25 protein-coding genes, 1 tRNA gene, 1 pseudogene and 1 riboswitch are annotated in these 26,918 nt (G+C 69.4%); of the genes and pseudogenes, 14 read left to right on the top strand and 13 right to left on the bottom strand.

Annotated elements, in window-relative coordinates:
* The first annotated feature begins 43 nt into the window (after positions 1 to 43).
* Entirely contained in the window at positions 44 to 865 is an 822-nt protein-coding gene (locus tag VKQ35_RS04700) for an enoyl-ACP reductase (protein ID WP_324359036.1), read from the top strand.
* A gap of 4 nt (positions 866 to 869) precedes the next feature.
* A complete protein-coding gene (locus VKQ35_RS04705) occupies positions 870 to 2,144 on the top strand; it encodes a UbiH/UbiF/VisC/COQ6 family ubiquinone biosynthesis hydroxylase (protein WP_324359038.1) in 1,275 nt (424 codons plus the stop codon).
* Between the two features lie 98 nt (positions 2,145 to 2,242).
* Here VKQ35_RS04705 and VKQ35_RS04710 read toward each other — a convergent pair whose 3' ends face one another.
* From VKQ35_RS04710 to VKQ35_RS04730, 5 genes are all read right to left on the bottom strand, one after another.
* A complete protein-coding gene (locus tag VKQ35_RS04710) occupies positions 2,243 to 2,737 on the bottom strand; it encodes a hypothetical protein (RefSeq protein WP_324359040.1) in 495 nt (164 codons plus the stop codon).
* Positions 2,727 to 2,942 carry a Trm112 family protein gene (locus tag VKQ35_RS04715; protein ID WP_324359042.1) on the bottom strand — a complete coding sequence of 72 codons (216 nt, stop codon included), beginning with the start codon at positions 2,940 to 2,942 and terminating at the stop codon, positions 2,727 to 2,729. Before VKQ35_RS04715 ends, VKQ35_RS04710 begins: the two co-directional genes overlap by 11 nt.
* A 29-nt stretch (positions 2,943 to 2,971) precedes the next feature.
* Complete coding sequence (locus VKQ35_RS04720; RefSeq protein ID WP_324359044.1) at positions 2,972 to 3,631, bottom strand: LON peptidase substrate-binding domain-containing protein; 660 nt, start codon at positions 3,629 to 3,631, stop codon at positions 2,972 to 2,974.
* Between the two features lie 9 nt (positions 3,632 to 3,640).
* Positions 3,641 to 4,543: a co-chaperone YbbN gene (locus VKQ35_RS04725; RefSeq protein ID WP_324359046.1), complete on the bottom strand. Its 903-nt coding sequence runs from the start codon at positions 4,541 to 4,543 to the stop codon at positions 3,641 to 3,643.
* An 84-nt stretch (positions 4,544 to 4,627) separates the two neighbouring features.
* Positions 4,628 to 5,137, bottom strand: a complete 510-nt coding sequence (locus VKQ35_RS04730) for a prolyl-tRNA synthetase associated domain-containing protein (RefSeq protein ID WP_324359048.1) — start codon at positions 5,135 to 5,137, stop codon at positions 4,628 to 4,630.
* A gap of 106 nt (positions 5,138 to 5,243) precedes the next feature.
* On the opposite strand from VKQ35_RS04730, the gene VKQ35_RS04735 reads away from it, so the two are divergent.
* The 5 genes and pseudogenes from VKQ35_RS04735 to VKQ35_RS04755 all read left to right on the top strand — a co-directional run bounded on the left by VKQ35_RS04735 (position 5,244) and on the right by VKQ35_RS04755 (position 8,587).
* Positions 5,244 to 5,927: a PEPxxWA-CTERM sorting domain-containing protein gene (locus VKQ35_RS04735; RefSeq protein ID WP_324359050.1), complete on the top strand. Its 684-nt coding sequence runs from the start codon at positions 5,244 to 5,246 to the stop codon at positions 5,925 to 5,927.
* 141 nt (positions 5,928 to 6,068) lie between these two features.
* A complete protein-coding gene (locus VKQ35_RS04740; RefSeq protein WP_324359106.1) occupies positions 6,069 to 6,821 on the top strand; it encodes a DUF6065 family protein in 753 nt (250 codons plus the stop codon).
* A gap of 90 nt (positions 6,822 to 6,911) precedes the next feature.
* A tRNA-Gly gene (locus tag VKQ35_RS04745) sits at positions 6,912 to 6,986 on the top strand.
* 783 nt (positions 6,987 to 7,769) lie between these two features.
* Positions 7,770 to 7,871: pseudogene (locus tag VKQ35_RS22025) on the top strand (PEPxxWA-CTERM sorting domain-containing protein); the annotation flags it as partial.
* A 149-nt stretch (positions 7,872 to 8,020) separates the two neighbouring features.
* Positions 8,021 to 8,587 (top strand): DUF4337 family protein, encoded by a 567-nt coding sequence (locus tag VKQ35_RS04755; RefSeq protein WP_324359054.1) that lies wholly within the window; start codon positions 8,021 to 8,023, stop codon positions 8,585 to 8,587.
* Between the two features lie 3 nt (positions 8,588 to 8,590).
* On the opposite strand, the gene VKQ35_RS04760 is transcribed toward VKQ35_RS04755, so the two are convergent.
* Together VKQ35_RS04760 and VKQ35_RS04765 are read right to left on the bottom strand one after the other, a co-directional pair.
* Positions 8,591 to 9,172: a CC0125/CC1285 family lipoprotein gene (locus VKQ35_RS04760; RefSeq protein WP_324359056.1), complete on the bottom strand. Its 582-nt coding sequence runs from the start codon at positions 9,170 to 9,172 to the stop codon at positions 8,591 to 8,593.
* A gap of 112 nt (positions 9,173 to 9,284) precedes the next feature.
* Positions 9,285 to 9,692 (bottom strand): MAPEG family protein, encoded by a 408-nt coding sequence (locus tag VKQ35_RS04765; protein WP_414692309.1) that lies wholly within the window; start codon positions 9,690 to 9,692, stop codon positions 9,285 to 9,287.
* Between the two features lie 138 nt (positions 9,693 to 9,830).
* Between VKQ35_RS04765 and VKQ35_RS04770 the strand changes: the two genes are divergently transcribed.
* Positions 9,831 to 10,037 carry a KTSC domain-containing protein gene (locus tag VKQ35_RS04770; protein WP_324359058.1) on the top strand — a complete coding sequence of 69 codons (207 nt, stop codon included), beginning with the start codon at positions 9,831 to 9,833 and terminating at the stop codon, positions 10,035 to 10,037.
* Here VKQ35_RS04770 and VKQ35_RS04775 read toward each other — a convergent pair whose 3' ends face one another.
* The 3 genes from VKQ35_RS04775 to VKQ35_RS04785 form a co-directional block, all read right to left on the bottom strand.
* Positions 10,038 to 11,267, bottom strand: a complete 1,230-nt coding sequence (locus VKQ35_RS04775; RefSeq protein ID WP_324359060.1) for an argininosuccinate synthase — start codon at positions 11,265 to 11,267, stop codon at positions 10,038 to 10,040.
* Between the two features lie 90 nt (positions 11,268 to 11,357).
* Positions 11,358 to 11,690, bottom strand: coding sequence for a hypothetical protein (locus VKQ35_RS04780; protein ID WP_324359062.1), 333 nt, complete (start codon positions 11,688 to 11,690; stop codon positions 11,358 to 11,360).
* Between the two features lies 1 nt (position 11,691).
* Positions 11,692 to 13,611: a potassium transporter Kup gene (locus tag VKQ35_RS04785; RefSeq protein ID WP_324359063.1), complete on the bottom strand. Its 1,920-nt coding sequence runs from the start codon at positions 13,609 to 13,611 to the stop codon at positions 11,692 to 11,694.
* A gap of 188 nt (positions 13,612 to 13,799) precedes the next feature.
* On the opposite strand from VKQ35_RS04785, the gene VKQ35_RS04790 reads away from it, so the two are divergent.
* A complete protein-coding gene (locus VKQ35_RS04790) occupies positions 13,800 to 14,600 on the top strand; it encodes an SDR family oxidoreductase (RefSeq protein ID WP_324359065.1) in 801 nt (266 codons plus the stop codon).
* Between the two features lie 38 nt (positions 14,601 to 14,638).
* Here VKQ35_RS04790 and VKQ35_RS04795 read toward each other — a convergent pair whose 3' ends face one another.
* The gene (locus tag VKQ35_RS04795) at positions 14,639 to 15,322 is read right to left on the bottom strand and encodes a MarC family protein (protein ID WP_324359067.1); all 684 of its coding nucleotides are present in this window, start codon (positions 15,320 to 15,322) and stop codon (positions 14,639 to 14,641) included.
* Positions 15,323 to 15,397: 75 nt separating this feature from the next.
* On the opposite strand from VKQ35_RS04795, the gene pyrF reads away from it, so the two are divergent.
* Positions 15,398 to 16,120, top strand: coding sequence for an orotidine-5'-phosphate decarboxylase (gene pyrF / locus VKQ35_RS04800; RefSeq protein WP_324359069.1), 723 nt, complete (start codon positions 15,398 to 15,400; stop codon positions 16,118 to 16,120).
* A gap of 7 nt (positions 16,121 to 16,127) precedes the next feature.
* Here the strand turns inward: pyrF and VKQ35_RS04805 are convergent, their stop codons facing one another.
* Positions 16,128 to 16,325 (bottom strand): DUF1674 domain-containing protein, encoded by a 198-nt coding sequence (locus VKQ35_RS04805; RefSeq protein WP_324359071.1) that lies wholly within the window; start codon positions 16,323 to 16,325, stop codon positions 16,128 to 16,130.
* A 76-nt stretch (positions 16,326 to 16,401) separates the two neighbouring features.
* Here VKQ35_RS04805 and VKQ35_RS04810 point away from each other — a divergent pair, with 76 nt between their 5' ends.
* The 4 genes from VKQ35_RS04810 (at position 16,402) to purH (ending at position 21,917) form a co-directional block, all read left to right on the top strand.
* Complete coding sequence (locus VKQ35_RS04810; RefSeq protein ID WP_324359073.1) at positions 16,402 to 17,718, top strand: RsmB/NOP family class I SAM-dependent RNA methyltransferase; 1,317 nt, start codon at positions 16,402 to 16,404, stop codon at positions 17,716 to 17,718.
* Between the two features lie 46 nt (positions 17,719 to 17,764).
* The gene (gene rpe / locus VKQ35_RS04815; RefSeq protein WP_324359075.1) at positions 17,765 to 18,433 is read left to right on the top strand and encodes a ribulose-phosphate 3-epimerase; all 669 of its coding nucleotides are present in this window, start codon (positions 17,765 to 17,767) and stop codon (positions 18,431 to 18,433) included.
* Between the two features lie 20 nt (positions 18,434 to 18,453).
* A complete protein-coding gene (locus VKQ35_RS04820) occupies positions 18,454 to 20,208 on the top strand; it encodes a heparinase II/III family protein (protein WP_324359077.1) in 1,755 nt (584 codons plus the stop codon).
* Positions 20,209 to 20,213: 5 nt separating this feature from the next.
* A riboswitch (ZMP/ZTP riboswitch) is annotated at positions 20,214 to 20,301 on the top strand.
* Positions 20,302 to 20,324: 23 nt separating this feature from the next.
* Positions 20,325 to 21,917, top strand: a complete 1,593-nt coding sequence (gene purH, locus VKQ35_RS04825) for a bifunctional phosphoribosylaminoimidazolecarboxamide formyltransferase/IMP cyclohydrolase (protein WP_324359079.1) — start codon at positions 20,325 to 20,327, stop codon at positions 21,915 to 21,917.
* On the opposite strand, the gene VKQ35_RS04830 is transcribed toward purH, so the two are convergent.
* Positions 21,914 to 26,752 (bottom strand): NAD-glutamate dehydrogenase, encoded by a 4,839-nt coding sequence (locus tag VKQ35_RS04830; protein WP_324359081.1) that lies wholly within the window; start codon positions 26,750 to 26,752, stop codon positions 21,914 to 21,916. The two genes, purH and VKQ35_RS04830, sit on opposite strands and share 4 nt — an antisense overlap.
* Positions 26,753 to 26,918 lie beyond the last annotated feature (166 nt).

The raw sequence follows: 26,918 nt of genomic DNA on the forward strand, positions 1-26,918 counted from the left end.
CAACCCTCTCCCGGATGGCGAAAACGGCGAGGGAGACGCTGACGTGGCCGAAGATTACCAGATGCCCAAGGGCGAGCTCATGCGCGGCAAGCGCGGGATCGTCACCGGCGTCGCCAACCACCAGTCGATCGCCTGGGGCATCGCCAGCCAGCTGGCCGCCCAGGGCGCGGAGATGGCCTTCCTGCACCTGCCGGGCATGGAGCGGCGCGTGCAGCCGCTGGCCGACAGCATCGGGGTGAAGGTTCTGGCCCCGGTCGACGTGACCGACGACGCGGCCATGGATCAGGCGTTCGGGGTGGTCGAGAAGGCGTTCGGGACCATCGACTTCTTCGTCCACGCCATCGCCTTCGCCAACAAGGACGAGCTGAAAGGCTCCTTCGTCGACAACACCAGCCGCGAGAGCTTCCTGCGGGCCATGGAAATCTCGGCCTTCAGCTTCGTCGACTGCGCCCGCCGCGCCGCGGCGATGATGCCGGAGACCGGCGGCTCGATCCTGACCCTGACCTACATGGGCTCGGAGCGGGCGATCCCGAACTACAACACCATGGGCGTGGCCAAGGCCGCGCTGGAGGCCGCCGTGCGCTACGCGGCCCGCGACCTGGGGCCCAAGGGCATCCGGGTGAACGCGCTGTCGCCCGGGGCCATGAAGACGCTCTCGCTGGCAGGCATCTCCGGCGGCCGCGGCATGCTGGCCAAGGGCCGCGCGCTCAGCGCCATGCAGGAGGACACCTCCATGGAGGGCGTCGCCGGCGCGGCGCTCTGGCTGCTGTCGGACCTCGGCCTCTCGACCACCGGCGAGGTGGTGCACGTGGACGCGGGCTTCCACATCATGGGCTTCCGCGAGGACGAGGCGGCGGAGGGCTAGACGCATGGCGGCCGGCGAGGTCCCGAAAGACATCCCGAAAGACATCGACGTCATCATCGCCGGGGCCGGCATCCCCGGGGCGACCTTGGCGCTCGCCCTGCACCAGGCCGGCCTCAAGCCGGTTCTGATCGACCCGATCGTCTTCGACGCCCAGGTGGCGCCGACCTTCGACGGCCGCGCCTCGGCCATCGCCTACGCCGCCTTTCGGCAGTGGAAGGCGCTGGGCGTCGGCGCGGCGCTGGAGCCGCACGCCCAGCGGATCGAGCAGATCCTGGTGACCGACGGCCAGACGCCGGGCGCGGCGAGCCACGGGACCGGACCGTTCTTCCTGCGCTTCGACTCAGGTGAGATCGCCGACAGCTCCGATGGCGAACCGCTCGGCTACCTGCTGGAGAACCGCCATATCCGCGCCGCCTTGGCCAAGGGCGTGATCGACGCGGGCATCACGGTCCTGGCGCCGGCCAAGGTGGCGCGCGCCGCGTTCGGGTCGCGCGAGGCGGTGGTGACGCTGGCCGACGGCCGGACCTTGAGCGCGCCGGTGGCGGTGGGCGCGGAGGGCCGGGGTTCGGTGATCCGCAGCGAGGCGGGGATCGGCGCGGTCGGCTGGGACTATCCGCAGACCGGCGTGGTGGCGACCGTGCGCCTCGAGCGGCCGCACGAGGGCGTGGCGCACGAATATTTCCTCCCCGGCGGCCCCTTCGCCATCCTGCCCTTGACCGACAACCGCGCGAGCCTGGTCTGGACCGAGAGCCGCGCGCGGGGCGCCGCCCTGAAATCCGCCCGGCCGGAGATCTTCCAGGCGCACCTGGACCGGCGGTTCGGCGATTTCTTAGGGCAGGTCCGCGTCGAGGGACCGGTGTTCACCTATCCGCTCAGCCTGCAGCTCGCCGAGCGCTTCACGGCGCCCCGCGCGGCCCTGCTGGGCGACGCCGCCCACGGCATCCACCCGATCGCCGGCCAGGGGCTGAACCTTGGCTTGAAGGGCGCCGCGGCGCTGGCGGAGACCCTGGTCGAGGCGTTGCGGCTGGGCGAAGACATCGGCTCGGAGGTGGTGCTGGAGCGCTACGCGGCCTGGCGGCGGCTGGACACCGTCAGCATCTCGCTGGCCGCCGACGCCTTCGTCCGCCTGTTCTCCAACGACCATCCGCTCCTGCGCCTGGCGCGAGGCGCCGGCATGGCGGCGGTGAACCGGATCGGGCCGGCGCGGCGGTTCTTCATGCAGGAGGCGGGCGGCGCGGTGGGGGATTTGCCGCGGCTGCTGCGGGGCGAGGCGCTGTAGCGCCAGGCCCCTCCTATCTGGTCATCTGACGTCCCCGCTCCTGACCCCTCCCGCGAGGGGGAGGGAACGGCTATCGAAGCCGCGCCTCTGCCGCCGCCCTATTCGGTCTGCAGGGTGAAGTTCGAGGCCATGATGCAGCGCGGCACATCGTGGTGGATGTAGAGGCTCGCCGGCTGGCCGACGCCCGGCACGAAATAATACATGCCGGCCTTGGACCTGACGGTGAGCGTCGCGGGGCTGGTGAACTGGCAGACCTTGTCGGTGGAAAAGCCCTTGCCGCCGCCGGACTTGACGTCCTGGCAGTTCGCGTCGCCGGCGTAGCGGCCGATGGTGGTCCCGTCATAGTCGAAGGTCTTGGGCGCCGTCTCGCGCTTGGCCTGGAAGTCGGCCTCGCTTAAAGCCGGGCAGGGCGCGCCCTTGACCTCCCAGGCCTTGGCGATCGCTACGGAGGACTGGCGGTCCTTGATCAATTGGAAGGTGATCAGGCCCGCGCCGGCGGTCAGCACCACCACGGCGCTGACCACATGCACCATGCTGAAGCCGGCCTTGCCCTTCAGGTCCCGCGGGTCCCGGTCGCGCGGCCTATTCGCCATCGCCCAGCTCTCGCGCCTCTTCCGGCAGCATGATCGGCACGCCGTCGCGGATCGGATAGGCCAGGCGCGCGCCGCGGCTGACGAGCTCGGCCTTGGCGCGGTCGTACTCCAGCGGCCCGTGGGTCACCGGACAGACCAGGATTTCCAGCAGGCGCGGATCGACATCGGGGCTGTCGGGGGCGGCTGGCGCGACGGGCTCACTCATGGGGCGCAGTCCTACTGCACGGCCAAGAGCTACTGCAAGGAATGGCCTTCGTCATCGCCGTCCTCGCCGTCGATCTCCAGCAGGGTCGAGAGCGTCTCGAAGCGGCCCGCGAGGTCGGGGGCCTCCAGCAGGGCCTGTTTCTCCGCCGGCTCGAAGGGCAAGCCCATGGCCAGCGAATTGACCAGCGCCTCCAGCGGGGCGGACTGGGCGGTCTCCCAGTCGATGTCGAGTTCGCGGCGGTTGAGGTAGCGCTTGAGCGCCTTGGCGAAGCGGCTGCGCGCCGCGGCCGGCGCCTGGGCGGCTTCGTCCTCGGCGAGGTCGGCCTCGAACCGGTCATACCGGGCGCGGAGTTGCCGGTAGGGCGTGAGGATCGTCAGCTCAGCGCCGGCGTCGAAGCGGCAGACGCCGGTCAGCGTGATCAGGTAGCGCCCGTCCGAGGTCTCGGCGTAGCTGGTGACCCGGCCCGCGCAGCCGACGTCGGAGAGCTTCGGCCGCTCGCGGTCGCCGCCGGGCCGGGTCTGGATCATGCCGATGATCCGGTCGCCGGCCATGACATCGTCGATCATGTTGAGATAGCGCGGCTCGAAGATCTGCAGCGGCAGGTCGCCGCCCGGCAGCAGCAGGGCGCCGTCCAGCGGAAACACCGGGATCATCTGCGGCAGATCGGCGATGCGGCGGTAGGGCGCCATGTGGCGACCTTAGCTGAACAGGATGGCGGAGAGGCGACGGCGGCCGTTGCGGGAGATTTCCGACATCTGGCCGGCGGCCTCGAAGACGGTGAGCAGCTGTTTGCGGGCCGCCTCGTCGTTCCAGGCGCGGTCCTTCTCGATGATGGTCAGCAGCTGATCGGCGGCGTCGGCCAGCCGGTGGCTGCCGGCCAGCGCCTTGGCGAGCTCGAAGCGAGCCTCGTGGTCGTCGTGGTCGGCGGCCAGGCGCTTTTCGAACGCGGCGGTCTCCGAGGGCGCCTCGGCGGCCAGCGCCAGGGCCGCGCGGACACTGTCGAGGTCGGCGTCCTTGGCGTCCGGCGCGGCCATGGCGACAACCTCCCCGGCCCGCTCGGCGTCGCCGGAGGCCATGTAGACCTTGGCGAGCCCACCCAGCGCCTTGGCGTTCTGCGGATCGGCCTGCAGCACCTGGGCGTAGGCCTGGGCCGCGCCGCCCATGTCGCCCAACTCCAGCGACTCCTTGGCCATCTGCAGCATCTCGTCGATCGGCGAGGGCCCGCCCGCGCCGGCCTTGGCGAGCTTGTCGACGAAGTCGCGCACCTGGCTGTCGGGGAGCGCGCCCATGAAGCCGTCCACCGGCTTGCCATCGATGAAGGCGAAGACCGCGGGGATCGACTGCACGCGCAGCTGCCCGGCGTAGGCCGGGTTCTTGTCGATATCGACCTTGACCAGCTTGACCTTGCCCTTGGCCGCGGCGACCGCCTTTTCCAGCGCGGGGCCGAGCTGCCGGCAGGGGCCGCACCAGGTCGCCCAGAAATCGACGATCACCGGCGTCTCGCGCGACGCCTCGACCACGTCGGCCATGAAGCTGGCGTCGGTGGCGTCCTTGATGATGTCGCCGGCCGGCGGTCCGGCGGTTTCCCCGATCAGGCTCATGGCGTCCAAGTCCTCGAACTGCAGTCAAACAACGTGTTGCGCGCCAAGATGGTCCCGTCGCGCGACGGCTTCAACGTCCGGCGGCTAACCGACGACCGCCATAGCCGAGAAATCCACCACCAGCGGCGTCACGCCGACCGCGGCGAGGAACTTGCGGAAGTCCGCCTGACCGATGCCGGTGGTCGCGGTGTTGGTCAGGGGATGGAAGTTGACCCGCCCGGCCTGCGCCAGCACCTGGTCCAGCACGAAGCGCACGCGGTGGCCGGCCTGGTCGTTGACCAGCGCAAACGCGGTGACCGAGCCGGGAGTGACGCCCAGCGTCTCTTCCATCAGCTCGGCCGAGCCGAACGACAGCCTGGCCGAGCCGATCACATGATGCAGGCGCTTGAGGTCGATGGCCGTGCGGTCGGCGGCCGAGATCAGCCACAGCTGCCCCTTCGCGTCCTTCAGGAACAGGTTCTTGGTGTGGGCGCCGGCGATCGCCGCCTTGATCTCTTCGCCCTCGCCGACCCGGAAGACCGCCGGGTGCTCGACGGTGGTGGTTTCGGCGCCCAGGCTCGCCAGCAGGGCCATCAGGTCGGCGCGGCTCTTCATGGCCCCTCGATTGCACAGCTTGGGCCACGGCGGCAAACCCCTGCGCCGTTTTGCATCAAGGCGGGACGGTTTCGCCCTGCCCGGCCCAATTCGAGAGTCTGGACCTATGAAGCTTCGCCTCCTGGCCCTGGCCGCGACCGCTGCGACCGCCCTCGTGGCGAGCGGCGCTTCGGCGGCTACCTATTCGATCAGCACCCTGGCCGGCGTGCACATCAGCCAGCCGCTGATCACCGACTTCAACAGCGCCGACGGCGGCGGGCTTGCGCTCGCGCCCGGCTATTCCTTCGACCAGGGCCCCGAGGGCCTGGCGTTCACCCGCGACGGCGGCCTGGGCCTGGCCTCTGGCGTCAGCGCCCCGCCGCCCGCCGACAACCTCGTTCCCGGCGCCTTCTACGAGACCGTGCTGGGCAACGGCGGTTCGGCGACCCTGACCGCCGACACCGGCATCTACAACTTCCAGTTCTATATGGGCTCGCCCGACGACTATAACCGCGTCGTCTTCACCTTCGCCGACGGCGCCACGCCGCTGACCCTGCAGGGCAAGGCGATCTGGGGCGGCAACCCCGACGGCAACGGCGACCAGTCGCAAGGCTTCACCGTCAGCTACCACTTCAACGACGCGGTGAAGACGGTGAACTTCACCTCGGGCAATCAGAACGCCTTCGAGTTCGACAAGCTGGCCGGCGGCGTGCCGGAACCGGCCTCCTGGGCCCTGATGATCATCGGCTTCGGCGGGGCCGGCGCGGCTCTGCGCGGCCGCCGGCGCATGGCGGGCACCATCGCCGCCTAAGGCCTCTTCGGCCACGAACGGTTAGACGGAAGACCTCATGCCCCGGCCGCCACGTGCGGCCGGGGCTTTTCTTTGCGGCGGGCCGCTGCTTTAGGTCTTGGCGAGCCTGCCCCGACGAGGTCGAACCGAACCATGCCGCCCCTGGAACTGGAGTGTTATCCGACGGTCGAGCCGGGCGTGACGCCGCCGGAGATCGTGCCGGGCCGCCAGCCGCGCGCCTGGATGGACGCCTTCCACGCCCGCCACGCCTACCGCTGCCTGCCGATGAACATGGCCAACACCTCGGGCTGGGAAATCCTCTGCCCGATGGCCTTCACCGCCGAATGGAACGGCGGCATCCACCAGGACGACATCAAGCTCTCCACCGACACGCCGCACCCGCACTTCAGCCGCTTCGCCAAGAGCCACTTCAGCCATGGCGTGGTGACCATGCACACCGGCTACATGTTCAAGACGCCGCCGGGCTGGTCGATGATGGCTATGGGGTCGCCTAACCACATCAAGGACGGCATCCAGGCGCTGTCGGGGGTGGTGGAGACCGACTGGCTGCCGTTTCCCTTCACGATGAACTGGCTGTTCACCCGTCCGGGCAAGGTGCGCTTCGAGAAGGGCGAGCCCTTCTGCTTCATCACGCTGATCCAGGACAAGTTCCTGCACGACATCCAGCCGGTGATCAAACAGCTCGATTCCAACCCCGAGCTCGCCCACCAGTACGGGGTCTGGGAGAAGCACCGCACCGAGTTCAACCAGCGGATTTTCCGCCAGGATCCGGAGGCCACCAAGGAGGCCTGGCAGCGCTACTACTTCAAGGGCGAGTATCCGGAGGAGATCGCGCCCGCGCGCGAAGACCACGTCAACAAGCGCCGCCTGAAGGAACCGAGATTCAGGCGCTGAAGCGCGTTGCGATGCCCCATTGCAAAGGGGTGGGGCGTCTGCCATAAGCCGCCTCTCGAATTTTCGGGGCGTCTTTCGGCCTCGAGGAGCGCGGGCGTAGCTCAGTGGTAGAGCACAACCTTGCCAAGGTTGGGGTCGAGAGTTCGAATCTCTTCGCCCGCTCCAAATTTCCGCACGATTCCAGACACTAGGCGCCCCGGCTTTGGCCGGCGGCGGCCGAGGTTGGCCTGACGGCGTAAATAAGATTCGCGTAACAGGCGAATCGACTCCCCATAGCGTTCCCATAAAGGTTAATGCTTAGTCTGACGTCGGCGCTCGCATTTGGAGAGTGCTGTCCAATGGGGGATTGTGATGAAGACCAAGCTTGTTACAGCCGCGGCTTTCGGGGCGATGGCTCTGAGCGCCAGCTCGGCGCTAGCGTCCACCACCATCTATAATTCGGACAACACCGAGTCCGTGACGATCAGCTCTGTGCAGTTGCAGCCGAACCCGCCTTTTGCGGGCTTCGCGTCCGAACTCATGCCCGCCGGCTTTACGATGATCGACGACTTTGACTCGCCGGCTGCGGCCGGTTTCCTGGTTTCGGGTGGAAATATAATCCCCGCCCCCGGCGCCAGCTGCTGCGACGCGGAGCCGCCCGGCGACACGACGAGTTTTGAGTCCGTGGAAGACAGCAACAATCCGTTCACGGTGATCGACACCCACGGCGCCTTGACGGCGATCAGTTTCTATATGGGCTCCCCCGACGACTATAACCAAGTAGCCCTGACAATTAACGGCGGCCTCAACCCTATCGTCCTCAACGGAACCGATATCTGGGGCGGCGGCGAGTTCCACGGTGATCAGAGCACTGGCTTTCTCGTGACCTACCAGTTCGCGCCGAACACGGTTCATTCGCTGACGTTCGCTTCAACCAGCAGATCGTTCGAGTTCGACAACCTAGCCGGGATCTCCGTTCCGGAGCCGGCGACCTGGGCCCTGATGATCGTGGGCTTCGGCGCGGCGGGCGCCATGCTGCGCGGCAAGCGCCGTCTGGCGCTCACCGCCTAGACCGCGCGCCGGGGCACTCGGGCCCTCGCGATGAGAACGAACCCTGGTCCGCGCGAGCGGCCAGGGTTTTTTCTTGGGTGTTTTTCGAACCGCGCGGGTCGGCTACACCAGCCGCCGACAGCTTGCAGAGGCCGCCCAAGGGAACTCTCATGACCCACGATCCAGCGCTCGAAGCCCACGAACATGCCGAGCACGCCGAACACGCGGCCCACGAGCACGACCCGTTCATCAACCGGGTCTCGATCACCATCGCGGTGCTGGCGGTGCTGGCGGCGGCGGTGGGCAGTCTGGAGACCATCGAGGCGGGCGGCGCCATCACCTCGTCCAGCGAGGCTGTGCTGAGCCAGGACAAGGCCACCGACGCCTGGGACGAGTACCAGGCCGACAGCCTGAAGAAGCACATCTACGGCATCGCCGCCGACGCGGGCGGTCCCAAGGCCCAGAAATACGCCGACACCGCCAAGGAGCAGGTCGCCAAGCAGGCGGAGGTCAAGAAGCAGGCGACGGAGAATGAGGCCGAGCGCGACAAGCTCTTGGCCGCCAGCCGCTCGCACGAGCACCACCACCACTGGCTGACCGCCGGCGCAACCCTGCTGGAGATCGGCATCGCCATCTGCACCGTGGCGATCATCACGCGGCGCAAGGCCTTCTGGCTGGGCTCGATGGGCCTGGGCGCAGTGGGGCTCGTGGTCGCCGCGGTCGGCTTCGTCCTCTAGGGCCTATCGGCTGGCCGGATAGAGGATCTTCGGCTTCAGGGTCTCGGCCACGGCGTGGGCGTCGAAGGCGCGCGGGTCGTCGGCCGGCTTGGCGCCCTTGTGGGTGACGATCTCGGCGGAGGCTTCGAAGGTCTCGATGGTGTGGACGTCGACGGTGTCGGCGAAGAACGGATCGCCGAAGAACGGGTCCCAGGTGCGCCAGCCGAAACCCCGGCCGCGATAGCGCCAGGCCGGCCGCCAGTAGGTGAACCGGGCCCCATACCAGGGACGATAGAAGGGGTCAGGGTCGACGTAGGTGCGCGCGTCGCGGTCGGTCTGGCGGTCGACCATGGCGAACCAGTCGCCGCCGTTCTGCAGCGTCAGTTCGGCGGCGCGGTAGAGCAGGTAGCCCTCCACGGTCTCGCGCGACGTCACCGCGTTGCCTGCGAAGGTCACGCGCCAGCGGTCCGGCTCGATGCGGATCTCGGAATAGCCGCCCTGCGCGGCGTGGCCGCGGGTCAGCGGCTGGTAGGGCGTCGGCGAAACGCAGCCCGAGATCCCGGCGGCGAGAACCACGGCGGCGGCGGCAAAGGCAAGCTTGCTCATCGTGCGGTCTCATAGGGGCGGCCCGCCCGGGGCTCCCCTCCCAGTCCGCACAACACATGGCCTGAAATGTGGTTGCCCGGCCTTTGAGGTGCGAAGCCGGGCAAAGGCAAGGTCACGTCCCGCCAGTTGCCAGGCTCCAGACGATCTTGCCGAGCGCTCCGAACAGCAGGACCGCGACGGCCGCCAGCTGGATCAGGAAGCCGGTGCTGCGCTTGCCGGGATCGGCCATGTAGCCTGTGGCGTAGACCAGGCGCCCGACGATCCAGACCACGCCCACCGCGGCCGCGACCAGCTCGCTCCAGTAGATCGCGAACAGCCACAGGCTCACCAGGAAAATCGGCAGCCATTCCAGGGTGTTGGACTGCACGCGCACGGCGCGCTCCAGGATCGGATCGCCGGTCATGGCCGGCGCGGCGATGCCGGTCTTGCCGCGCGCGCGGCCGACGTTGAGGCCCATCCAGAAATAGGCCAGCAGCGCCAGAAGGCTGACCACCGCGGTCCAGCGATGTTCCATCATCATGTGAGTTTCCCCTCAGTGGCGAACGAAGCTTCGCCTTGGGGGTGAGCTTGCCACGTATCGGGGTTCGCCGGGAACCGCCTATGCGCGGACGCACGTTAAGAGCGGCGAGACCGGGTGCGCAGACTTCGGGAGACGCCCATGGACGTGGACTCCACCGCGATCAGCGACATCGACTACGACGCCGAGCGCACGAAGTTGCTGGTGCGCTTCGTCAGTGGCGAACGCTACGTCTATGTGGGCGTGCCGGGCGAGGTCCACCGCTCCTTCGTCGAAGCGGACTCGAAAGGCCGCTTCTTCCAGGCGGAAATCCGCAACCGCTATCCGTTCAACCGCCTCGACGGCTAGCTATTTGACCCGCTTGTCCCGTTGCGCGGCCACGCGCAGGCGCAGCGCGTTCAGCTTGATGAAGCCGGCGGCGTCGCGATGGTCGTAGGCGACCGCGCCTTCCTCGAAGGTCACCAGTTCCTGGTCGTAGAGCGAGTAGGGACTGGTGCGGCCGATGACGGTGACGTTGCCCTTGTAGAGCTTCACCCGCACCTGGCCGGTGACCATCTTCTGGGAGAGGTCGATGGCCGCCTGCAGCATCTCGCGCTCCGGCGAGAACCAGAAGCCGTTGTAGATGAGCTGCGCGTATTTCGGCATCAGCTCGTCCTTCAGGTGCATGGCGCCGCGGTCGAGCGTGATGCTCTCGATGCCCCGGTGCGCGGCCAACAGGATCGTGCCGCCGGGGGTCTCGTAGACCCCGCGCGACTTCATGCCGACGAAGCGGTTCTCCACCAGGTCGAGGCGGCCGACGCCGTTGTCGTGGCCGAGCTGGTTGAGTTTGGTCAGGAGCGCGGCGGGCGTCAGCCTGACGCCGTCGATGGCGACCGGGTCGCCCTGTTCGAAGTCCATGGTGAAGACGGTCGGCTTGTCCGGGGCGTCCTGCGGCGAGATCGTGCGCTGGTGGACGAACTCCGGCGCCTCGACCGCGGGGTCTTCCAGCACCTTCCCCTCCGAGGAGGAGTGCAGCAGGTTGGCGTCGACGCTGAACGGCGCCTCGCCGCGCTTGTCCTTGGTGATCGGGATCTGGTGCTTTTCGGCGAACTCCAGCAGGGCCTCGCGGCTCTTGAAGCTCCATTCGCGCCAGGGCGCCACGACCCGGATGTCGGGCTCGAGCGCATAGTAGGCGACCTCGAAGCGGACCTGGTCGTTGCCCTTGCCGGTGGCGCCGTGAGCGACGGCGTCGGCGCCGGTCCTGCGCGCGATCTCGATCTGCTTCTTGGCGATCAGCGGCCGGGCGATCGAGGTGCCGAGCAGGTACTGCCCCTCATAGACCGTGTTGGCGCGGAACATGGGGAAGACGTAGTCGCGGACGAACTCCTCGCGCACGTCCTCGACGAAGGCGTTCTCGGGCTTCACGCCCAGCGTCATGGCCTTCTGGCGGGCCGGCTCGATCTCCTCGCCTTGGCCGAGGTCCGCGGTGAAGGTCACCACCTCGGCGCCGAGCTCGGTCTGCAGCCACTTGACGATGGTCGAAGAGTCCAGGCCGCCGGAATAGGCGAGCACGACCTTCTTGATGGGCTTGTCGGCCATGGCGCAAAGCGTCCTGACGAAGTTGGAGGAGAAAAGGTTCGCGCCTTTAAGGGCGAACGGGCGACAGTTTCAAGTCTAGCGTCGCGCGGCCTAGTGCCTGAGCGCGTCCTTGAGCCATCGCAGGTGCAGAAGCGCCAGCAGCGGCGCGCTGACGGCGCGCACGCCGAAGACGATCATCGAGGTGTCGGGGTCGCCGTCGCGGGCCTGCAAGGCGAGCCAGAGGCTGGCGATGAAGGCGGTCACCGGCAGGAACCACAAGGCGACCGGCCGCGACATCCGCCCGCCCAGGAACGGCAGCTTTTCGCGGCCCTCCGTCTGGCCCCAGGCCTGCCGCGAGGCGCCGAACATGATGGCCAGCGCGATCACCCACATGGCGTCGCCCACATAGGCGAAGATCGTCGGCCAGGAGACGCTGTCGAGCACGCTAGATGGTCACCTGAGTGCCGAGCTCCACAACCCGGCCCGGCGGGATCTTGTAGAAGTCGGTGGGGTTGGCGGCGTTCTTCATCAGGAAGATGAACAGCTTGTCCTGCCAAAGCGGCATGCCGGACTGGGCGGACGGCACCACGGAGCGGCGGCCGAGGAAGAAGCTCGTCGCCATGATGTCGAACTTCAGGCCCAGCTTGCGGCACAGCCCCAGCGCCTTGGGCAGATTCGGGCTCTCCATGAAGCCGTAGGAGACGATGATCTTCTTGAAGTCGTCGTTCACCGGCTCGATCCGCACCCGCTGGCTGTCGGGGACGCGCGGGGTCTCGGTGGTCTCCAGGGTCAGGATGATGTTCTTCTCGTGCAGGACCTTGTTGTGCTTGAGGTTGTGCATCAAGGCCACCGGCGCCATCGACGCGTCCGAGGTCAGGAAGATCGCGGTGCCCGGCGCGCGGTATGGTGCGCGGGCCTTGAGGATCTCCGACAGCTCGATCAGCGGCACTGAATCCCGCCGCGTCTTGTCGGTGAGGATCTGCGCGCCGCGGGTCCAGGTCCACATGATCACCACGATCGTTGCGCCCAGCGCCAGCGGCATCCAGGCGCCGTCCGGAATCTTCAAGAGGTTCGAGGAGATGAAGGTGATGTCGAGGATGGCGAACCCGCTGGCCGCGCCGATCGCCTGCCATAGCGGCCGCTTCCACATCCAGCGCACGATGACGAAGAACAGCAGGGTGTCGACGAACATCGCCCCGGTCACCGCGATGCCGTAGGCGGCGGCCAGGTTGTCGGACTTGCGGAACACGAACAGCAGCACCAGCACCCCGATCATCAGGGCGCGGTTCACCTGCGGCACATAGATCTGGCCAGCCTGGGTCTCCGACGTCCGAAGGATCGCGATGCGCGGGAAGAGGCCGAGCTGCACCGCCTGCTGAGTCAGCGAGAAGGCGCCGGTGATCACCGCCTGGCTGGCGATGATGGCCGCCAGGGTGGCCAGGATCAGCACCGGCCAATAGACCGCCTGCGGGATCATCTCGAAGAACGGATTGCCGCGCGCCGCCGGGTGGTGGATCACCAGCGCGCCCTGGCCCAGGTAGTTGAGCAGCAGCGCCGGCAGCACGAAGATCAGCCAGGCCGCGCGGATCGGATTGCGGCCGAAGTGGCCCATGTCGGCATAGAGCGCTTCCGCCCCGGTGACCGCCAGGAAGACGCTGCCCAGGATCACGAACCCCAGGAAGCCGTTGTCCCACAGGAAGACGATCCCGTAGTGCGGCGAGAGCGCCCGAAAGATCGTCGGGTCCTCGGCGATATGATAGACGCCCAACCCCGCCAGGACGAGAAACCAGACCGCGCAGACCGGCCCGAACAGCCTGGCGACGCTGGCGGTGCCCCGCGCCTGCGCCAGGAAGAGCGCGATCAGGATCCCGGCCGAGATCGGCACGGTGAGGCTCGCCATCTCGTGCGGCACGCCGGGCGCGTCGCGCACGCCCTCGACCGCCGAGAGCACGGTCATCGACGGCGTGATGATGCCGTCGCCGTAGAACAGGGCCGCGCCGGCCATGCCCAAGAGCAGCACCCAGCCGGACCTGCGCGGCACGAACCGCTGGGCGAGCGCCATGAGCGCCAGGGTGCCGCCCTCGCCCTTGTTGTCCGCCCGCATCAGGAAGACGACGTACTTGACGGTGACGATGAGGATCAGCGCCCAGGCCACGAGACTGACGACGCCCAGCACCGCGAGCTCCGGCGAGACCGTCGCGCGCGTGTGACGCAGCGCCTCGCGCATGGCGTAAAGCGGGCTGGTGCCGATATCGCCGAACACAACGCCCATGGATCCCAGGGCCAGGGCCCAGAAACTCTCGGAATGCGGGGAGTGATGCGACTCCTCGGACGCCTCGGGGGCGCCGCCGGCCGTATCAGCCATCCAATCTCTCCGGCGACATCAACACTGGCGCCTTTGCCGGCCCGATGCCGTCTCGCGGCGGCGGCGATACACCCAATCAATACCCCATTCAACAGCACGCCACCTTAGGCGTTGTGGCCGCAGCCACGCTTTTCCTTGAATGGCTGGGCGTCGGCCCTAGTTTCACCGGGACGACGTGGAGGCCTTGCATGGACCGCAGACTGGCGCTGGTGACAGGCGCCTCGGCCGGCATCGGAGCGGCGTTCGCCCGCATCCTGGCGAGCCACGGCTACGATGTGGCGCTCACCGCGCGCCGCGCCGAGCGGCTGGACCAGCTCGCCGAGGAGATTTCCCTGCGCTACGGCGTCGAGGCGTTGAGCGTCACCGCCGACCTGGCCGAACCAGAGGCGCCGGGCCAGATCCTCGACTTCCTCACCGCGCATGGCCGCACGGTCGATGCGCTGGTCAACAACGCCGGCTACGGCCTGCCCGGCGCCTATGCCGACACCCGCTGGGAGGATCAGCGCGCGGTGATCCAGGTGATGATGACCGCGCCGGCCGAGCTGGCGCACCGGGTGCTGCCGGGGATGCTGCACCGCCGCTTCGGGCGGATCGTCAATGTGGCCTCGCTGGCGGGTCTGGTGCCGGGCGCGGCGGGCCACACCCTCTATGGGGCGGTGAAGGCCTTCCTGGTGCGGTTCTCGCAGAGCCTGCACCTGGAGACGCAGGGCCAGGGCGTCCATGTGAGCGCGCTCTGCCCCGGCTTCACCTTCTCGGAGTTCCACGACGTGGCTGGCACGCGGGCCCAGATCACCCAGTCGACGCCGCCCTGGCTGTGGCTCGGCGCCGACGAAGTGGCCGCCGCCGGCTACGAGGCTGTCGAGGCGAACCGCCCGATTTGCGTACCGGGCGCGCCCAACAAGGCCATCGCCGCGGCCGTCAAGCTGATCCCGGACGACTGGGCGCTGGCGCTGATGGCGTCACAGGGGCCGCGGTTTCGTAAGCTGTAGGCCGATCCCCGCCTTCGCGGGGATGGGTCGCTACGCGCTCACTTGGCGTAAGGCCAGGCGGCCTCGGGCCGGATCAGCCCGTGGGTGGAATCGGCGATGCCGGCCAGCAGGAACTGCACGGCCATGGCGCAGAGGATCAGGCCCAGGACGCGCACGATGATCGACAGCCCGATCTTGCCCAAGAGCTTGCCGATGATCGGCGTGGCCAGGAATGACAAGAGGGTCGCCACAGACACCGCCGCGATGGCCCCGATGCCGAGCGCCGCGCCGGGCAGGCCGTACTCCTTGGCCTGGCTCGCGTAGATGATCACCGTCGAGATCGCGCCCGGGCCGATCAGGAGCGGCATGGCGAAGGGCACGATCATCTGCTCGACGCGGCGGCGCACATAGGTGCGCTTGTCGTCGGCGTTCTCGGCGGCGTCGGCGAAACCGGCGGTGAAGTCGTCGCCCAGCATCTTCAGGCCCAGCACGAACAGGATCACCCCGCCGGCGATGCGGAAGGCCGGCAGCGAGATGCCGAAGAAGGTCAGCAGGCTCAGACCCGAGAAATAGAAGAAGGTCAGGAAGCCCATGACGAACAGCGAGATCACCAGCGCGATCTGCGCGCGTTCGCCGCTCTTGGCGCCCGCCGTCGAGGCGACGAACACCGGCACGTTCCCAATGGGATCGAGCAGGGCGAACAGCGCCACGAAGAAGTTGACCGCGAAGTCCCAATGGATCATCCACGGGCCTTAGCCCAAATCGCTGCGCCAGCCGACCCCCCGGCTTTGCGCGACCGCCTGCCCGGAGTCTTCGCCATGGCTGAAGCTGTGCTCGCCGAACCCGAGACCAAGGCCGATCGCCGCCTGATCGTGCCACTGGACTTCCCCACCGCCGACGAAGCCCGCGCGGTGGTTGCGGGGCTGGGCGACGCGGTCAGCTTCTACAAGGTGGGCCTGGAACTCTTCGCCACGGACGGCATGGCGTTGGCCCGCGAGCTTAAAGGCCAGGGCAAGCAAGTCTTCCTCGATTGGAAGTTGCACGACATCGGGACCACCGTGCAGCGGGCGGCTGCCGCCATCTCCCAGGCCGGCTGCGACTTCATCACAGTCCACGCCGAGCCCCAGGTGATGGCCGCCGCCGTGCGCGGGCGCGGCGCCTCGTCGATGAAGATTCTGGGCGTCACGGTGCTCACCAGCCTGACCGACGCCGATCTGGAAGAGATGGGTTACGCCGAAACGGCCCGCGCGCTCGTCGAACGACGCATCCACCAGGCGATCGCCGCCGGCTGCGACGGGGTGGTGGCGAGCCCGCACGAGGCGGCCCTGGCGCGCGCGCTCGGCGGCAAGGACTTCCTGGTGGTGACACCTGGCGTGCGGCCGGACTGGTCGGCGAAGAACGATCAGGCCCGCGCCGCGACTCCGCTCGACGCGCTGAAGGCCGGCGCTTCGCACATCGTCTGCGGGCGGCCGATCACCGCCGCCAACGATCCCCACGCCGCGGCCCTGCGCGTGGCGGCGGAGATGGCGCAGGCCGGCTAGGAGCCGGCTAGAAGTCGCTGGCGATGCCCTTGCGTTCCCAGTCGCCGAAGCGGGTGGGTTCGAGGCCTTTGGGACCGCCCTGCTCGGGCGGACGCTGGGCGTCCTGGGCCTCCTGCGCATGCCGCTGGGCGGCCTCTTCCAGGGCGCGGCGGGCGGCGGGCGTCAGCGGCTTATCAGGCGCGGCGTTGGGCGGGAGATCGTCCATGACCCTGATGTAGGCCGCCGCCGCGGACCCTGCAAACTGCTTGCGTCGGGTCTCCGATAAGGGCACGCCCCGCCGCGTGACCGATATTTCCTCCCAAGCGACCCCCAACGACGCGCCCCTTCGTGATGTAGGCGGCCTGCCGGCCCGCGCCGCCGCCCTCGACCTCCTGACCGCCGCGCTCAGCGGCCGCGCCGGCATGGACGAGGGCCTGAGCCATCCGGCGCTGGCCGCTCTCGACGGCCGCGACCGCGCCTTCGCCCGCGCGCTGGTCATGGCGACGCTGCGCCATCTGGGGCCGATCGATTCCGCCCTGCAGGCGCGCGTCAAGAAGCCGCCGCCGGACAAGGTGGTGCAGATCCTGCGGCTCGGCGTCGCCCAGGCCTTCGTGCTGAAGACCCCTGCGCATGCGGCGGTGACGACCTCGGTCGACCTGGTGGCGCAGGACCGATCCTTGCAGATGTTCAAGGGACTGGTGAACGCAGTCCTGCGCGGCTTGCTGCGCGAGCCGCCGCAACTTGATGACCCGGAGTCGATGGCGCCGAGCTGGCTCTACGCCCGCTGGCGCTCGGCGTTCGGCCCGGACGAGGCGCGCAAGATCGCCGCGGTGATCGCCCAAGAGCCGGCCACCGATCTGTCGCTGAAGGACCCCGCGCGCGGCGAGGCGCTCGCCGCCAAGCTGGAGGCCAAGGTGTTGCCCGGCGGGACCCTGCGGACCGAACGGCGCGGCGACCTCGCCACATGGCCGGAGTTCGCCGAGGGCGCATGGTGGGTGCAGGACGCGTCCGCCGCGATTCCCGCGCGGCTGCTGGGCGTGCGGGCCGGCGAGACCGCCCTCGACATGTGCGCCGCGCCCGGCGGCAAGACCCTGCAGCTGGCGGCGGCGGGCGCGAAGACCGTGGCGCTGGACCGCTCCGCCGTGCGGTTGAAACGGGTGGCCGAGAACCTGGCGCGTATGGAACTCACCGCCGAGGTGGCGGCGACCGACGCGGCGACCTGGCCGGACAAGCGCAGCTTCGACGCTGTCCTGCTGGACGCGCCCTGCTCGGCGACAGGCACCTTCCGCCGCCATCCCGACGTGCTCTGGGCCGCCAAGCCCAGCGATGTGGCGGGCATGGCCGCGGTGCAGTCCAAGCTGCTCGACGCCGCGGCGCGCCGCACCAAGGCGGGCGGGCGGCTGGTTTATTGCGTCTGCTCCCTGGAGCCGGAAGAGGGCGAGGGCCAGGTCGCGGCCTTCCTGGGCCGGACGCCCGGGATGACGCTCGATCCGATCGCCGCGGGCGAAGGCGGCGCGCCGGACGCCAGCGTGCGGCGGGACGGGACGCTTCGCATCCTGCCGCATCATATCGAGGGCGGGACGGACGGGTTCTACGTGGCGCGGTTCAGGAAGGCCTGAGACCCACCCTCTGGCCCGAAAGGCCGCATCACGTTATGCGGACGCCATGGCCGCCCGCACGACCCCGATCATCGCGCCCTCGATCCTGTCGGCGGACTTCGCCAGGCTGGGCGAGGAGGCGCGCGCGGTGCAGGACGCCGGCGCCGACTGGCTGCACGTCGATGTGATGGACGGCCACTTCGTGCCGAACATCACCATCGGGCCGGACGTGGTCAAGGCGCTGCGGCCGCACGTCTCGATCCCGATGGATGTGCACCTGATGATCGCGCCGGCCGACCCCTACCTCGACGCCTTCCGCAATGCGGGCGCCGACATGATCAGCATCCATCCCGAGGCCGGGCCGCATCTCAACCGGTCGCTGAAGCACATCCGCTCGATCGGGGCGAAGGCCGGGGTGGTGTTCGATCCCTCGACCGATCCCAGCGTCATCCAGTGGATGATGGACGACGTCGACCATGTGCTGGTGATGACCATCAACCCCGGTTTCGGCGGCCAGAGCTTCATGCCCTCGCAGCTCGCCAAGATCACCGCGCTCCGCAAGATGATCGACGCCAGCGGGCGTGACATTTCGCTGGAAGTCGATGGCGGGGTAAACCCGGAGACGGCGAAGCTCTGCGTGGCGGCAGGCGCCACGGCGCTGGTGGCCGGCACCGCGGTGTTCCGAGGCGGACCCAGCGCCTACGCCGCCAACATCGCCGCCCTGCGCGGCGTCTGAGCGGCAAAAGCGGGGCGCCGATGCCGGGTTCGGCTCTCGACAATATCCCCGGCGCCTGGCCCCTGTTCGCGGCGGTGCGGACGGCGGTGCGCCGTCCCGCCATCGAGTGGCGCGCTTCCCGCCTCAACCGCCTGCTCTACAGCCAGCCGCCGCCCGATGGCCTCGCCGCGACGCCAAGGGACCTGCGGCCCGCCGATCCCGAGGCCGGCCGGCGCATCCTGGCGGGTGGCTTCGTGTTCGCCGGTGAGAGCCTGGCCATGGGTCCGCGCGGCGATCCCTGGGACCGGGCCAGCCCCAGCCGCCGGTTCGCCGAGCAACTGCACGGCTTTTCCTGGTTGAAGGACCTGACGGCGCATGGCGACGCCGGCGCCTGGGAAGGGCTGCGGCTGACGCTCGCGTGGCGCAGGCTCTTCGGGCGCTGGAACAGCTTTTCCTGGAGCCCCCCGGTGCTGGAGCGCCGGGTGTTCAACCTGGCCTGTGCCATCTCGGCTATCTCCGGGCCGGCGTCCGACGCCGAGGCCGACCAGATCGCCGGCGACCTGGCGCTGCAGGCCCGCTGCCTGCTGGCGATGGACGAGGGTCCGGCCCGGGCCGCGGAGCGGGCGGCCGCCGCGGCGGTGGCGGGCGCGGCGCTGGGCGGCGTGGCGGGCGAGGGCCTGTTGGAGCGGGCGCTCGGCCACCTGTCGTCCGCGCTCGAGCAAACGGTGACGCCGGACGGCGGCCACGCGAGCCGCAGCCCGCAGGCGGCGCTGGAGCTGTTCTTCGACCTGACCGCGCTGGACGACGCGCTTGCCCAGCTCGGCGTCGCCGCGCCGGAGGAGATGGCCCGCGCGCTCGATCGGCTGGCCGGGGCCGTGCGGTTCTTCACCCTGCGCGATGGGCGCCTCGCGGGCTTCCAGGGCGGCGCGTCACAGGCCGCGCCCTACGTCGCCGCGGCGCGGGTGATGGACGAGGCGGGCGAACGGGCCGCACCGGTCACCCGGGGCGGCTATCACCGGATGGAAGGCCGCTCGCTGCAGGTGATGGCCGATGCCGCCTCGCCGGCGCCGGGACCCTGGAGCGTCACGGCCTGCGCTCAGCCGCTGGCGATCACCGTCCTGGCCGGTGGAGAGCCGCTGATCGTCGGAGCCGGCTGGTCGCCCGAGGCGCACGGGCCGCAGGCGCTGCGCCTGGTGGATGCCGCGTCGACGGCGTCGGTGTCCGAGGCGTCCTGCGGCGCGCCCCTGAGCGGGTTCGCGGCGCGTGCGCTCGGCCCGCGGCTGCGCGACGCCTACGCCGTCAGCGATGTCCACCGCCAGGACGACTCCCGCGGCGCAACATGGCTGGAAGCCAGTCACGATGGCTGGGCGCGGCGTTTCGGCCTGCGCCACGACCGCAAGCTGTTCCTCGACGTCGAGGGCGACGAGCTGCGTGGCGAGGATGCCCTGACCCCGGTGGGCCCGAAAGGCCGGCGGGACGGCCGCCGCTTCGTGCCGTTCGTCGTGCGCTTCCACCTACCGCCCAAGGTCAGCGCCCTGATCGCCCAGGACCGCAAGAGCGCCCTGCTGAAGGCCGAGGGCGAGGGCGCCGGCTGGTGGCTGCGCACCGACGCGCTGGAGGTGACGCTCGCGCCCTCGACCCAGCACCAGGATGGCGTGATCCGCCACGGCCAGCAGCTCGTGCTGCGCGGCCAGGCCCGCCTCGACACCGGCGCCAAGCTGCGCTGGAAGTTGTCGGCTGCGTCACAGGATCGTACTGAGCCCGCGAACGTTGACGAAGCGCCGGGGTCGGCCTAAGCGGGCCCATTCCGCGTGACTGGCGAAACTACAGGTGGGCGACCACCGGGGAGCGCGGAACCATAGTCTACGCCGCTCGCCTGGGCATTTCTCTCAAACCCTATGAGGAGAATGCCGTGCCCGCCGCTCCAGATTTCCCCGCCGCTCCCGACCGCGCGCCTGTCAAACGCGCGCTGATCTCCGTCTCCGACAAGACCGGCCTCATCGACGCCGCCCGCGTGCTGGCCGGCCTCGGTGTCGAATTGGTCTCCACCGGCGGCACGCGCAAGGCGATCGCCGATGCCGGCCTGCCGGTGAAGGACATCTCCGAGCTTACCGGCTTCCCGGAGATGATGGACGGTCGGGTGAAGACCCTGCACCCGGTGGTGCACGGCGGTCTGCTCGGCGTGCGCGACGCGCCGGAGCACGCCAAGGCCATGGCTGAGCACGCCATCGGCGGCATCGATCTGGTCTATGTGAACCTCTACCCCTTCGAGTCGACGGTGGCGTCGGGCGCCGATTTCGCGACCTGCGTCGAGAACATCGACATCGGCGGCCCGGCGATGATCCGCTCGGCGGCCAAAAACCACGGCTACGTCGCCGTCTGCACCGAGATCGCCGATCTGGAAGAGGTGTTGGCCGAGCTGCAAGCGGATGGGACGACGAGCCTGGACCTTCGCAAGACGCTGGCGGCGCGGGCCTATGCCCGGACCGCCTCCTATGATGCCGCGATCAGCGCCTGGTTCGCCGAGGCTCTGGGCGATGAGGCGCCCAAACGGCGCGCCTTCGCCGGCGAGCTCGTCCAGACCATGCGCTATGGCGAAAACCCGCATCAGAAGGCGGCCTTCTACAGGTTCGCCAACCCCCGCGTCGGCGTGGCCACCGCCACCCAGTTGCAGGGCAAGGCGCTCAGCTACAACAACATCAACGACACCGACGCCGCCTTCGAGCTGATCGCCGAGTTCGATCCCAAGGCGGGCCCGGCCTGCGCGATCATCAAGCACGCCAATCCCTGCGGCCTGGCCACCGGCAAGACCATGCTGGAGGCCTATGAGCGGGCGCTGGCCTGCGATCCGGTGAGCGCTTTCGGCGGCATCATCGCCCTGAACGGCAAGCTGGACGCGGCGACGGCGGAAGAGATCCTGAAGCTGCTCACCGAGGTGGTGATCGCGCCCGAGGCCGATGACGACGCCGTGGCGATGTTCAAGAAAAAGAAGAACGTGCGGCTGCTCACCACCGGCGGCCTGCCCGACCCGATGGCCTCGGGCCTGACCTTCAAGTCGGTGGCCGGCGGCTTCCTGATCCAGGGCCGCGACAACGCGCGCCTGACGCCGGCCGATCTGCAGGTGGTGACCAAGCGCGCGCCCACCGACGAGGAGGTGCGCGACATGCTGTTCGCCTTCACTGTCGCCAAGCACGTGAAGTCGAACGCCATCGTCTACGCCAAGAACGGCCAGACCCTGGGCGTCGGCGCGGGGCAGATGAACCGCAAGGACAGCGCCCGCATCGCGGCCCTGCGCGCCGCCGACTTCGGCCTGGACCTGAAGGGCTCAGCCTGCGCGTCCGAGGCTTTCTTCCCCTTCCCCGACGGCTTGATCCAGGCGGCCGACGCCGGCTGCACCGCGGTGATCCAGCCTGGCGGCTCCATCGGCGACAAGGCGGTGATCGAGGCCGCCGACGAACGCGGCATGGCCATGGTCTTCACCGGCGTGCGGGTGTTCCGGCATTAACGCTTCCGCTTGGCGCCCTCCGTGGCCAGTTCGCGGAGCGCCGCGTTGGCGATGGTGAGCTTGGCGAAGGTCCAGGCGCCGCCGGAGGCTTCGATGTCGTCCACCGTGCGGCGCGCGACCTCGGCCTTGTCGCGGCGCAGCGTCGTCCAGGACTGGGCGGCGTCGCGGGCGTGCGCGGCGTCATCGCCGGCCTGCGGGCCGCCGGCGAAGGCCATCACCGTGCGGGTCAGGTCCGCCTGCTGGGACAGCAGGTCCTCGATTAGCCGGCGCAGCGCCATCCGCTCGAAGTTGTCGCCCACGGCATAGGCGCCGGCCGCCTGGCGCACCCGGTCGAAGCCGAAGGCCTCGCCGACCGCGTGGTAGAGCCGGGCCACATTCGCCAGCGGCCAGCTCGAGGCTTCGGCCAGGTCGACCAGGTCGCCGGCGATGGTCATGGGTTGCAGGATGGCGACGGCGCGGGCCTTGTCGGCCGGCGCCCCGGCTTCGGTCAGCTGGCGGATGCGCGCCTCGACCGAGGCCTGTTCGATCGGCGACAATATGCCGGGCATCAGCTTCAGCAGCCCCTGGAAGGCGGACCCGTAGGCCGTCACCAGGGCATCGACATCCAGCTTGTCCCGGGCGGCCCGCCGGGTCAGCCAGAAGGTCGAGCCGCGCAGCGCCGCGGCGATCCGCCGGAACAGCGCCATCTGCCCCGCCGCCGGCGCCTTGCCGTCCAGGGCGGCGACGCTGTCCCACAGCGCCGGGATGCCCAGCACCGCCTTGGCCGCCTCATAGCCCGCCGTGAAGGCCTGGGCGTCGGCGCCCGCCGCCGGCATCAACCGGCTGGGGAAGCTTGGCCCGCAGCGGTTGATGATGTCGTTGGCGACGACGGTGGCGATGATGTCGCGGCGCAGCCGGTGGCGGCGCATGGGCTCGGCCCACTTCCGCATCGGCTTGGGGAAATAGGCCTCCAGCAGGCGCTCGAAGAACGGATCGTCCGGCGCGTCGCTGGCGACGATCTCGCGCTTCAGCTCCAGCTTGCCGTAGGCCAGCAGCACGGCGTGTTCCGGCCGGGTCAGGCCCTTGCCGGCCTGGGCCCTCTCCGCGATCTGATTGCCGTCCGGCAGGCCCTCGACCACCCGGTCGAGCCGGCCCTTGGCCTCCAGGTCGGCCATGAACAGGGCGTAGGGCAGAAGCTCGCCCGCCGCGTCCATGTCCATCAGCGAAAGCGCCAGCGTCTGGTCGTAGTTGTGCGCCAGCACGTGGCGCGCCACGTCGTCGGTCATCGATTGCAGCAGGGTGTCGCGCTTCTTGCGGGTGAGTTCGCCGGTGCGCTCCAGCATGCCGGTGAGGATCTTGATGTTCACCTCGTGGTCGGAGGTGTCGACGCCGGCGGAGTTGTCGATGGCGTCGGTGTCGATACGGCCGCCGGCGAGCGCGTATTCGATGCGCCCGGCCTGGGTCAGGCCCAGGTTCGCGCCCTCGCCCACCACCTTGACCCGTAGCTCCTTGCCGTTGATGCGCACCGCGTCATTGGCCTTGTCGCCCACGTCGGCGTTGGCCTCGCCCTCAGCCTTCACATAGGTGCCGATGCCGCCCAGGTAGAGCAGTTCGGCCTGCGCCTTGAGGATGGCGTGGATCAGGTCGGTGGGCGCCATGGCCTCGGCGGTGACGCCCAGCATGGCGCGGACCTGCGGGGTCAGCGGGATCGATTTGAGGGTGCGGGCGAAGACGCCGCCGCCCTTGGAGATCAGCTTCCTGTTGTAATCGTCCCAGGAGGACGACGGCAGGGCGAACATCCGCGCCCGCTCGGCCCACGAGGTGGCCGGATCGGGGTCCGGATCGAAGAAGATGTGGCGGTGGTCGAAGGCGGCGAGCAGCCTGGTCTGTTGCGACAGCAGCATGCCGTTGCCGAACACGTCGCCCGACATGTCGCCGCAGCCGACGACGGTGAAGGGCTCGGTCTGGATGTCCTTGCCGAGCTCGCGGAAATGGCGCTTCACCGCCTCCCAGGCGCCGCGGGCGGTGATGCCCATGACCTTGTGGTCGTAACCGGCCGAGCCGCCGGACGCGAAGGCGTCGCCCAGCCAGAAGCCGTAGGCCTCGGCCATGGAATTGGCGATGTCGGAGAAGGTCGCCGTGCCCTTGTCGGCGGCCACCACCAGATAGGGGTCGTCGCCGTCATGGACAACCACGTCCTTGGGCGGGATCACCTTGCCGTCGGGCGACAGGTTGTCGGTGATGTCCAGGAGGCCGGAGAGGAAGGTCTTGTAGGCGTTGATCCCCTCGGCCTGCACTTCGGTGCGGGACCCGCCCTTGGGCAATTGCTTGGGATAGAAGCCGCCCTTGGAGCCGACCGGCACGATGACCGCGTTCTTGACCTGCTGCGCCTTCACCAGGCCCAGCACCTCGGTGCGGAAGTCGTCGCGCCGGTCGCTCCAGCGCAGGCCGCCGCGCGCGACCGGGCCGAAGCGCAGGTGGACGCCCTCGACATTGACCCCCCAGACGAAGATCTCGCGGTAGGGCTTGGGCGCCGGCAGGTCGGCCAGCTCGCCCGAGGCGACCTTGAAGGAGATGTAGGGTTTGGGATTCCCGTCCGCGCCCGGCTGGTAGAAATTGGTCCGCTGGGTCGCCTGGACCAGTAGGGCGAGGCGGCGCAGGACGCGGTCTTCGTCGAGGCTTTCGACCTCCTGCAGGGCTTCGACGATCCTGACCATCAGGGCGTCGGCGTCGCGCCGCCGCGTGTCCAGGCTGACCCTGGTGGCCGGATCGAACTTGGCCCGGAAGAGGTCGAGGATCAGTCGGGCGACCTCGGGATGGGCGGCCAGCGCCTCTTCCTGCACCCGCTGGCTGGGGTCGAGGCCCGATTGCTGGCGGTGCCTGGCGAGCGCGCGGATCAGCGCCGCCTCGCGCCAGGGGAGCGCGAGTTCGAGCACCAGGCGGTTGAAGCCGTCGTTCTCGGTCTTGCCGGTCCAGACGGCGACCACCGCGTCCTCAAAGGCGGCCTTCAGGTCGGCGAAGACCAGGCGCGCGCCGTTGGGGTCCTCGATCTCAAAGTCGTGCACCCAGACCGCCGGCGTGCGTGGGCGGCAGACCGGGAAACCGGCCTCGGCGATCGCCTTGAGCCCCATGTTGTCGAGGATCGGCAGGACGTCGGAGAGCGGCGCCGGCGGCCCCTGGCGATAGAGCTTGAAGCGGAACTGCAGCTTCGAATCGCTGGGCAGGCGATAGGCGCGAACGCAGATCTGCTGGTCCGGCGCCATGCTGTCGATCACCGCGAGGTCCGCCAGCGCCTCGGCGGGCGAGAAGCGGTCGCGGTAGCCGGCGGGGAAGGCCTCGCGGTAGCGGCCCAACGTCTCGGCGACGTCGCCGGGCGCGCGGCCCGAGGCGCGAACGGCGTCCTCGAAGCGGTCTTCCCAGGTGCGCGCCGCCTCCGCGATCGCCGCTTCCAGCGCCTTCAGGTCGGGGGTTTCGTGGTCCCGCGGCGCGAAGCCGATGATGTAGTGGATGCGCGCGAGCGGCGCGTCGGTGAAGCTAGGATAGCTGGCCGAGACCCGGCCGCGGTAGGCGCTCGCCAGGATGCGGCCGGCGCGCGCCGCCAGCTCCGAGTCGTAATGGTCGCGCGGCAGGAACAGCAGGATCGAGGCGAACCGCTCGAAGGGGTCCTTGCGCTCGAACAGCCGCACGCGCGGCCGGTCGTAAAGGTGCAGGATGCCGAGCGCCTGACTCAGCAGCTCGTCCTCGCTCATCTGGAAGAGTTCGTCGCGCGGATAGTTCTCGACGATGTTGCGCAGCCGCTTTTCGTTGTGGCTGCCCGGCGCCGTCTCGGCCCGCGCCAGGACGTTGGCCACCTTCTCGCGGATCAGCGGCACGAGCGTGGCCGGCTCGTCGTAGGCCTCGGCTGTGAACAGGCCGACGAAGCGGACCTCGCCGCAGGGCCGACCGTGCTGGTCGTAGCGTTTGATCCCCACGTAATCCATGTAGCCGCGGCGGTGGACCCGGCTCTTGACGTTGGACTTGGCGACCGTGAGGGCCGGGTCCGACAGCAGCCGGTCCTTGACGTCGGCCAGCAGGATCGCCGGCTCGTTGGCGCGGCGCAGGACGTGGCGGCTCGGGTCGCGCAGCACGCCCAGGCCGTCTTTCGGCTGATAGAGCGGCTCCTCGGCGGCGTAGTCGCCCTTCTTGGTGCGTGGATATTCGTAGACGCGGCCGCCCAGGAAGACGAACTGCTCGGCCTGCAGCCAGGTGAGGAAGTCGATCTCCTCGGGCCGCGCCTTCTCGCCGCTCAGCTTCAGCTCCGCCAGCGTCTTGGCCATCAGTTCGAGCATGGCCGGGAAGTCTTCGACGGCGGCGCGAACGTCCTTCAGCGTCTCGCCGACGCCGGCGACCAGCGCGCCTTCGCGGTCGCCGCCGACGGAATCCAGGATGACCTGAATCATCGACTCGCGCTGCGGCGCGCCGGTGGATCCGCGCAGGCCCGCCCGGTCGCGCTGCACCTCGACGATCGGATGGAAGAGCGCGCGGACGGACAGGCCCTGATCGGCGATCTCGCCCATGATCGAGTCGACCAGGAAGGGCGCGTCGTCCTGGATGATCTCCAGCCGGTCGAGCCGCTTCTCGTGGCCGATCACCGGGGTCACCCGAATGGTGGCGCCACGGCCGCGGCGGCGTTCCCCGAAGCGCCAGAAGTCGGCGAGGTTGGCCGCCAACTGGGCCGGTGACACGTCGGGCAGTTCGTCCGGCGCGGCGTCGGCGGCGGACTGGTCGGCGAAGCTTCTCGCGGCCTTCGCCGCGAGGTCGCCCTTCAGGGAGGAGAGAATGGCTTTCTGCAGCGAAGGGTTGAGCACGCGGGTCATCGGGCGGCTCCCCAGATGTCGGACGCGGAGGCTTCAGATACGAGGACGGCGCCGGAGGAGAGTGTCCGGCGCCGTGTGGTTCCGCCGTGGGGGGGCGGCGGAACGCTCTCTGCTCGCCGGGCCCGCTGGCTTGGGGGGTTGCGGACCCAGCCGCCGGACTGAAAGC

The organism is Phenylobacterium sp. (assembly GCF_035309685.1).
In the GTDB taxonomy this organism is placed as follows: Bacteria; Pseudomonadota; Alphaproteobacteria; order Caulobacterales; family Caulobacteraceae; genus Phenylobacterium.

Coding starts and splice junctions, on each gene's coding strand:
- VKQ35_RS04705 (WP_324359038.1), top strand. CDS start 870: ATGGCGGCCGGCGAGGTCCCGAAAGACATCCCGAAAGACATCGACGTC.
- VKQ35_RS04710 (WP_324359040.1), bottom strand. CDS start 2,737: ATGGCGAATAGGCCGCGCGACCGGGACCCGCGGGACCTGAAGGGCAAG.
- VKQ35_RS04715 (WP_324359042.1), bottom strand. CDS start 2,942: ATGAGTGAGCCCGTCGCGCCAGCCGCCCCCGACAGCCCCGATGTCGAT.
- VKQ35_RS04720 (WP_324359044.1), bottom strand. CDS start 3,631: ATGGCGCCCTACCGCCGCATCGCCGATCTGCCGCAGATGATCCCGGTG.
- VKQ35_RS04725 (WP_324359046.1), bottom strand. CDS start 4,543: ATGAGCCTGATCGGGGAAACCGCCGGACCGCCGGCCGGCGACATCATC.
- VKQ35_RS04730 (WP_324359048.1), bottom strand. CDS start 5,137: ATGAAGAGCCGCGCCGACCTGATGGCCCTGCTGGCGAGCCTGGGCGCC.
- VKQ35_RS04735 (WP_324359050.1), top strand. CDS start 5,244: ATGAAGCTTCGCCTCCTGGCCCTGGCCGCGACCGCTGCGACCGCCCTC.
- VKQ35_RS04755 (WP_324359054.1), top strand. CDS start 8,021: ATGACCCACGATCCAGCGCTCGAAGCCCACGAACATGCCGAGCACGCC.
- VKQ35_RS04760 (WP_324359056.1), bottom strand. CDS start 9,172: ATGAGCAAGCTTGCCTTTGCCGCCGCCGCCGTGGTTCTCGCCGCCGGG.
- VKQ35_RS04765 (WP_414692309.1), bottom strand. CDS start 9,692: ATGATGATGGAACATCGCTGGACCGCGGTGGTCAGCCTTCTGGCGCTG.
- VKQ35_RS04770 (WP_324359058.1), top strand. CDS start 9,831: ATGGACGTGGACTCCACCGCGATCAGCGACATCGACTACGACGCCGAG.
- VKQ35_RS04775 (WP_324359060.1), bottom strand. CDS start 11,267: ATGGCCGACAAGCCCATCAAGAAGGTCGTGCTCGCCTATTCCGGCGGC.
- VKQ35_RS04785 (WP_324359063.1), bottom strand. CDS start 13,611: ATGGCTGATACGGCCGGCGGCGCCCCCGAGGCGTCCGAGGAGTCGCAT.
- VKQ35_RS04790 (WP_324359065.1), top strand. CDS start 13,800: ATGGACCGCAGACTGGCGCTGGTGACAGGCGCCTCGGCCGGCATCGGA.
- VKQ35_RS04795 (WP_324359067.1), bottom strand. CDS start 15,322: ATGATCCATTGGGACTTCGCGGTCAACTTCTTCGTGGCGCTGTTCGCC.
- pyrF (WP_324359069.1), top strand. CDS start 15,398: ATGGCTGAAGCTGTGCTCGCCGAACCCGAGACCAAGGCCGATCGCCGC.
- VKQ35_RS04805 (WP_324359071.1), bottom strand. CDS start 16,325: ATGGACGATCTCCCGCCCAACGCCGCGCCTGATAAGCCGCTGACGCCC.
- rpe (WP_324359075.1), top strand. CDS start 17,765: ATGGCCGCCCGCACGACCCCGATCATCGCGCCCTCGATCCTGTCGGCG.
- VKQ35_RS04820 (WP_324359077.1), top strand. CDS start 18,454: ATGCCGGGTTCGGCTCTCGACAATATCCCCGGCGCCTGGCCCCTGTTC.
- VKQ35_RS04830 (WP_324359081.1), bottom strand. CDS start 26,752: ATGACCCGCGTGCTCAACCCTTCGCTGCAGAAAGCCATTCTCTCCTCC.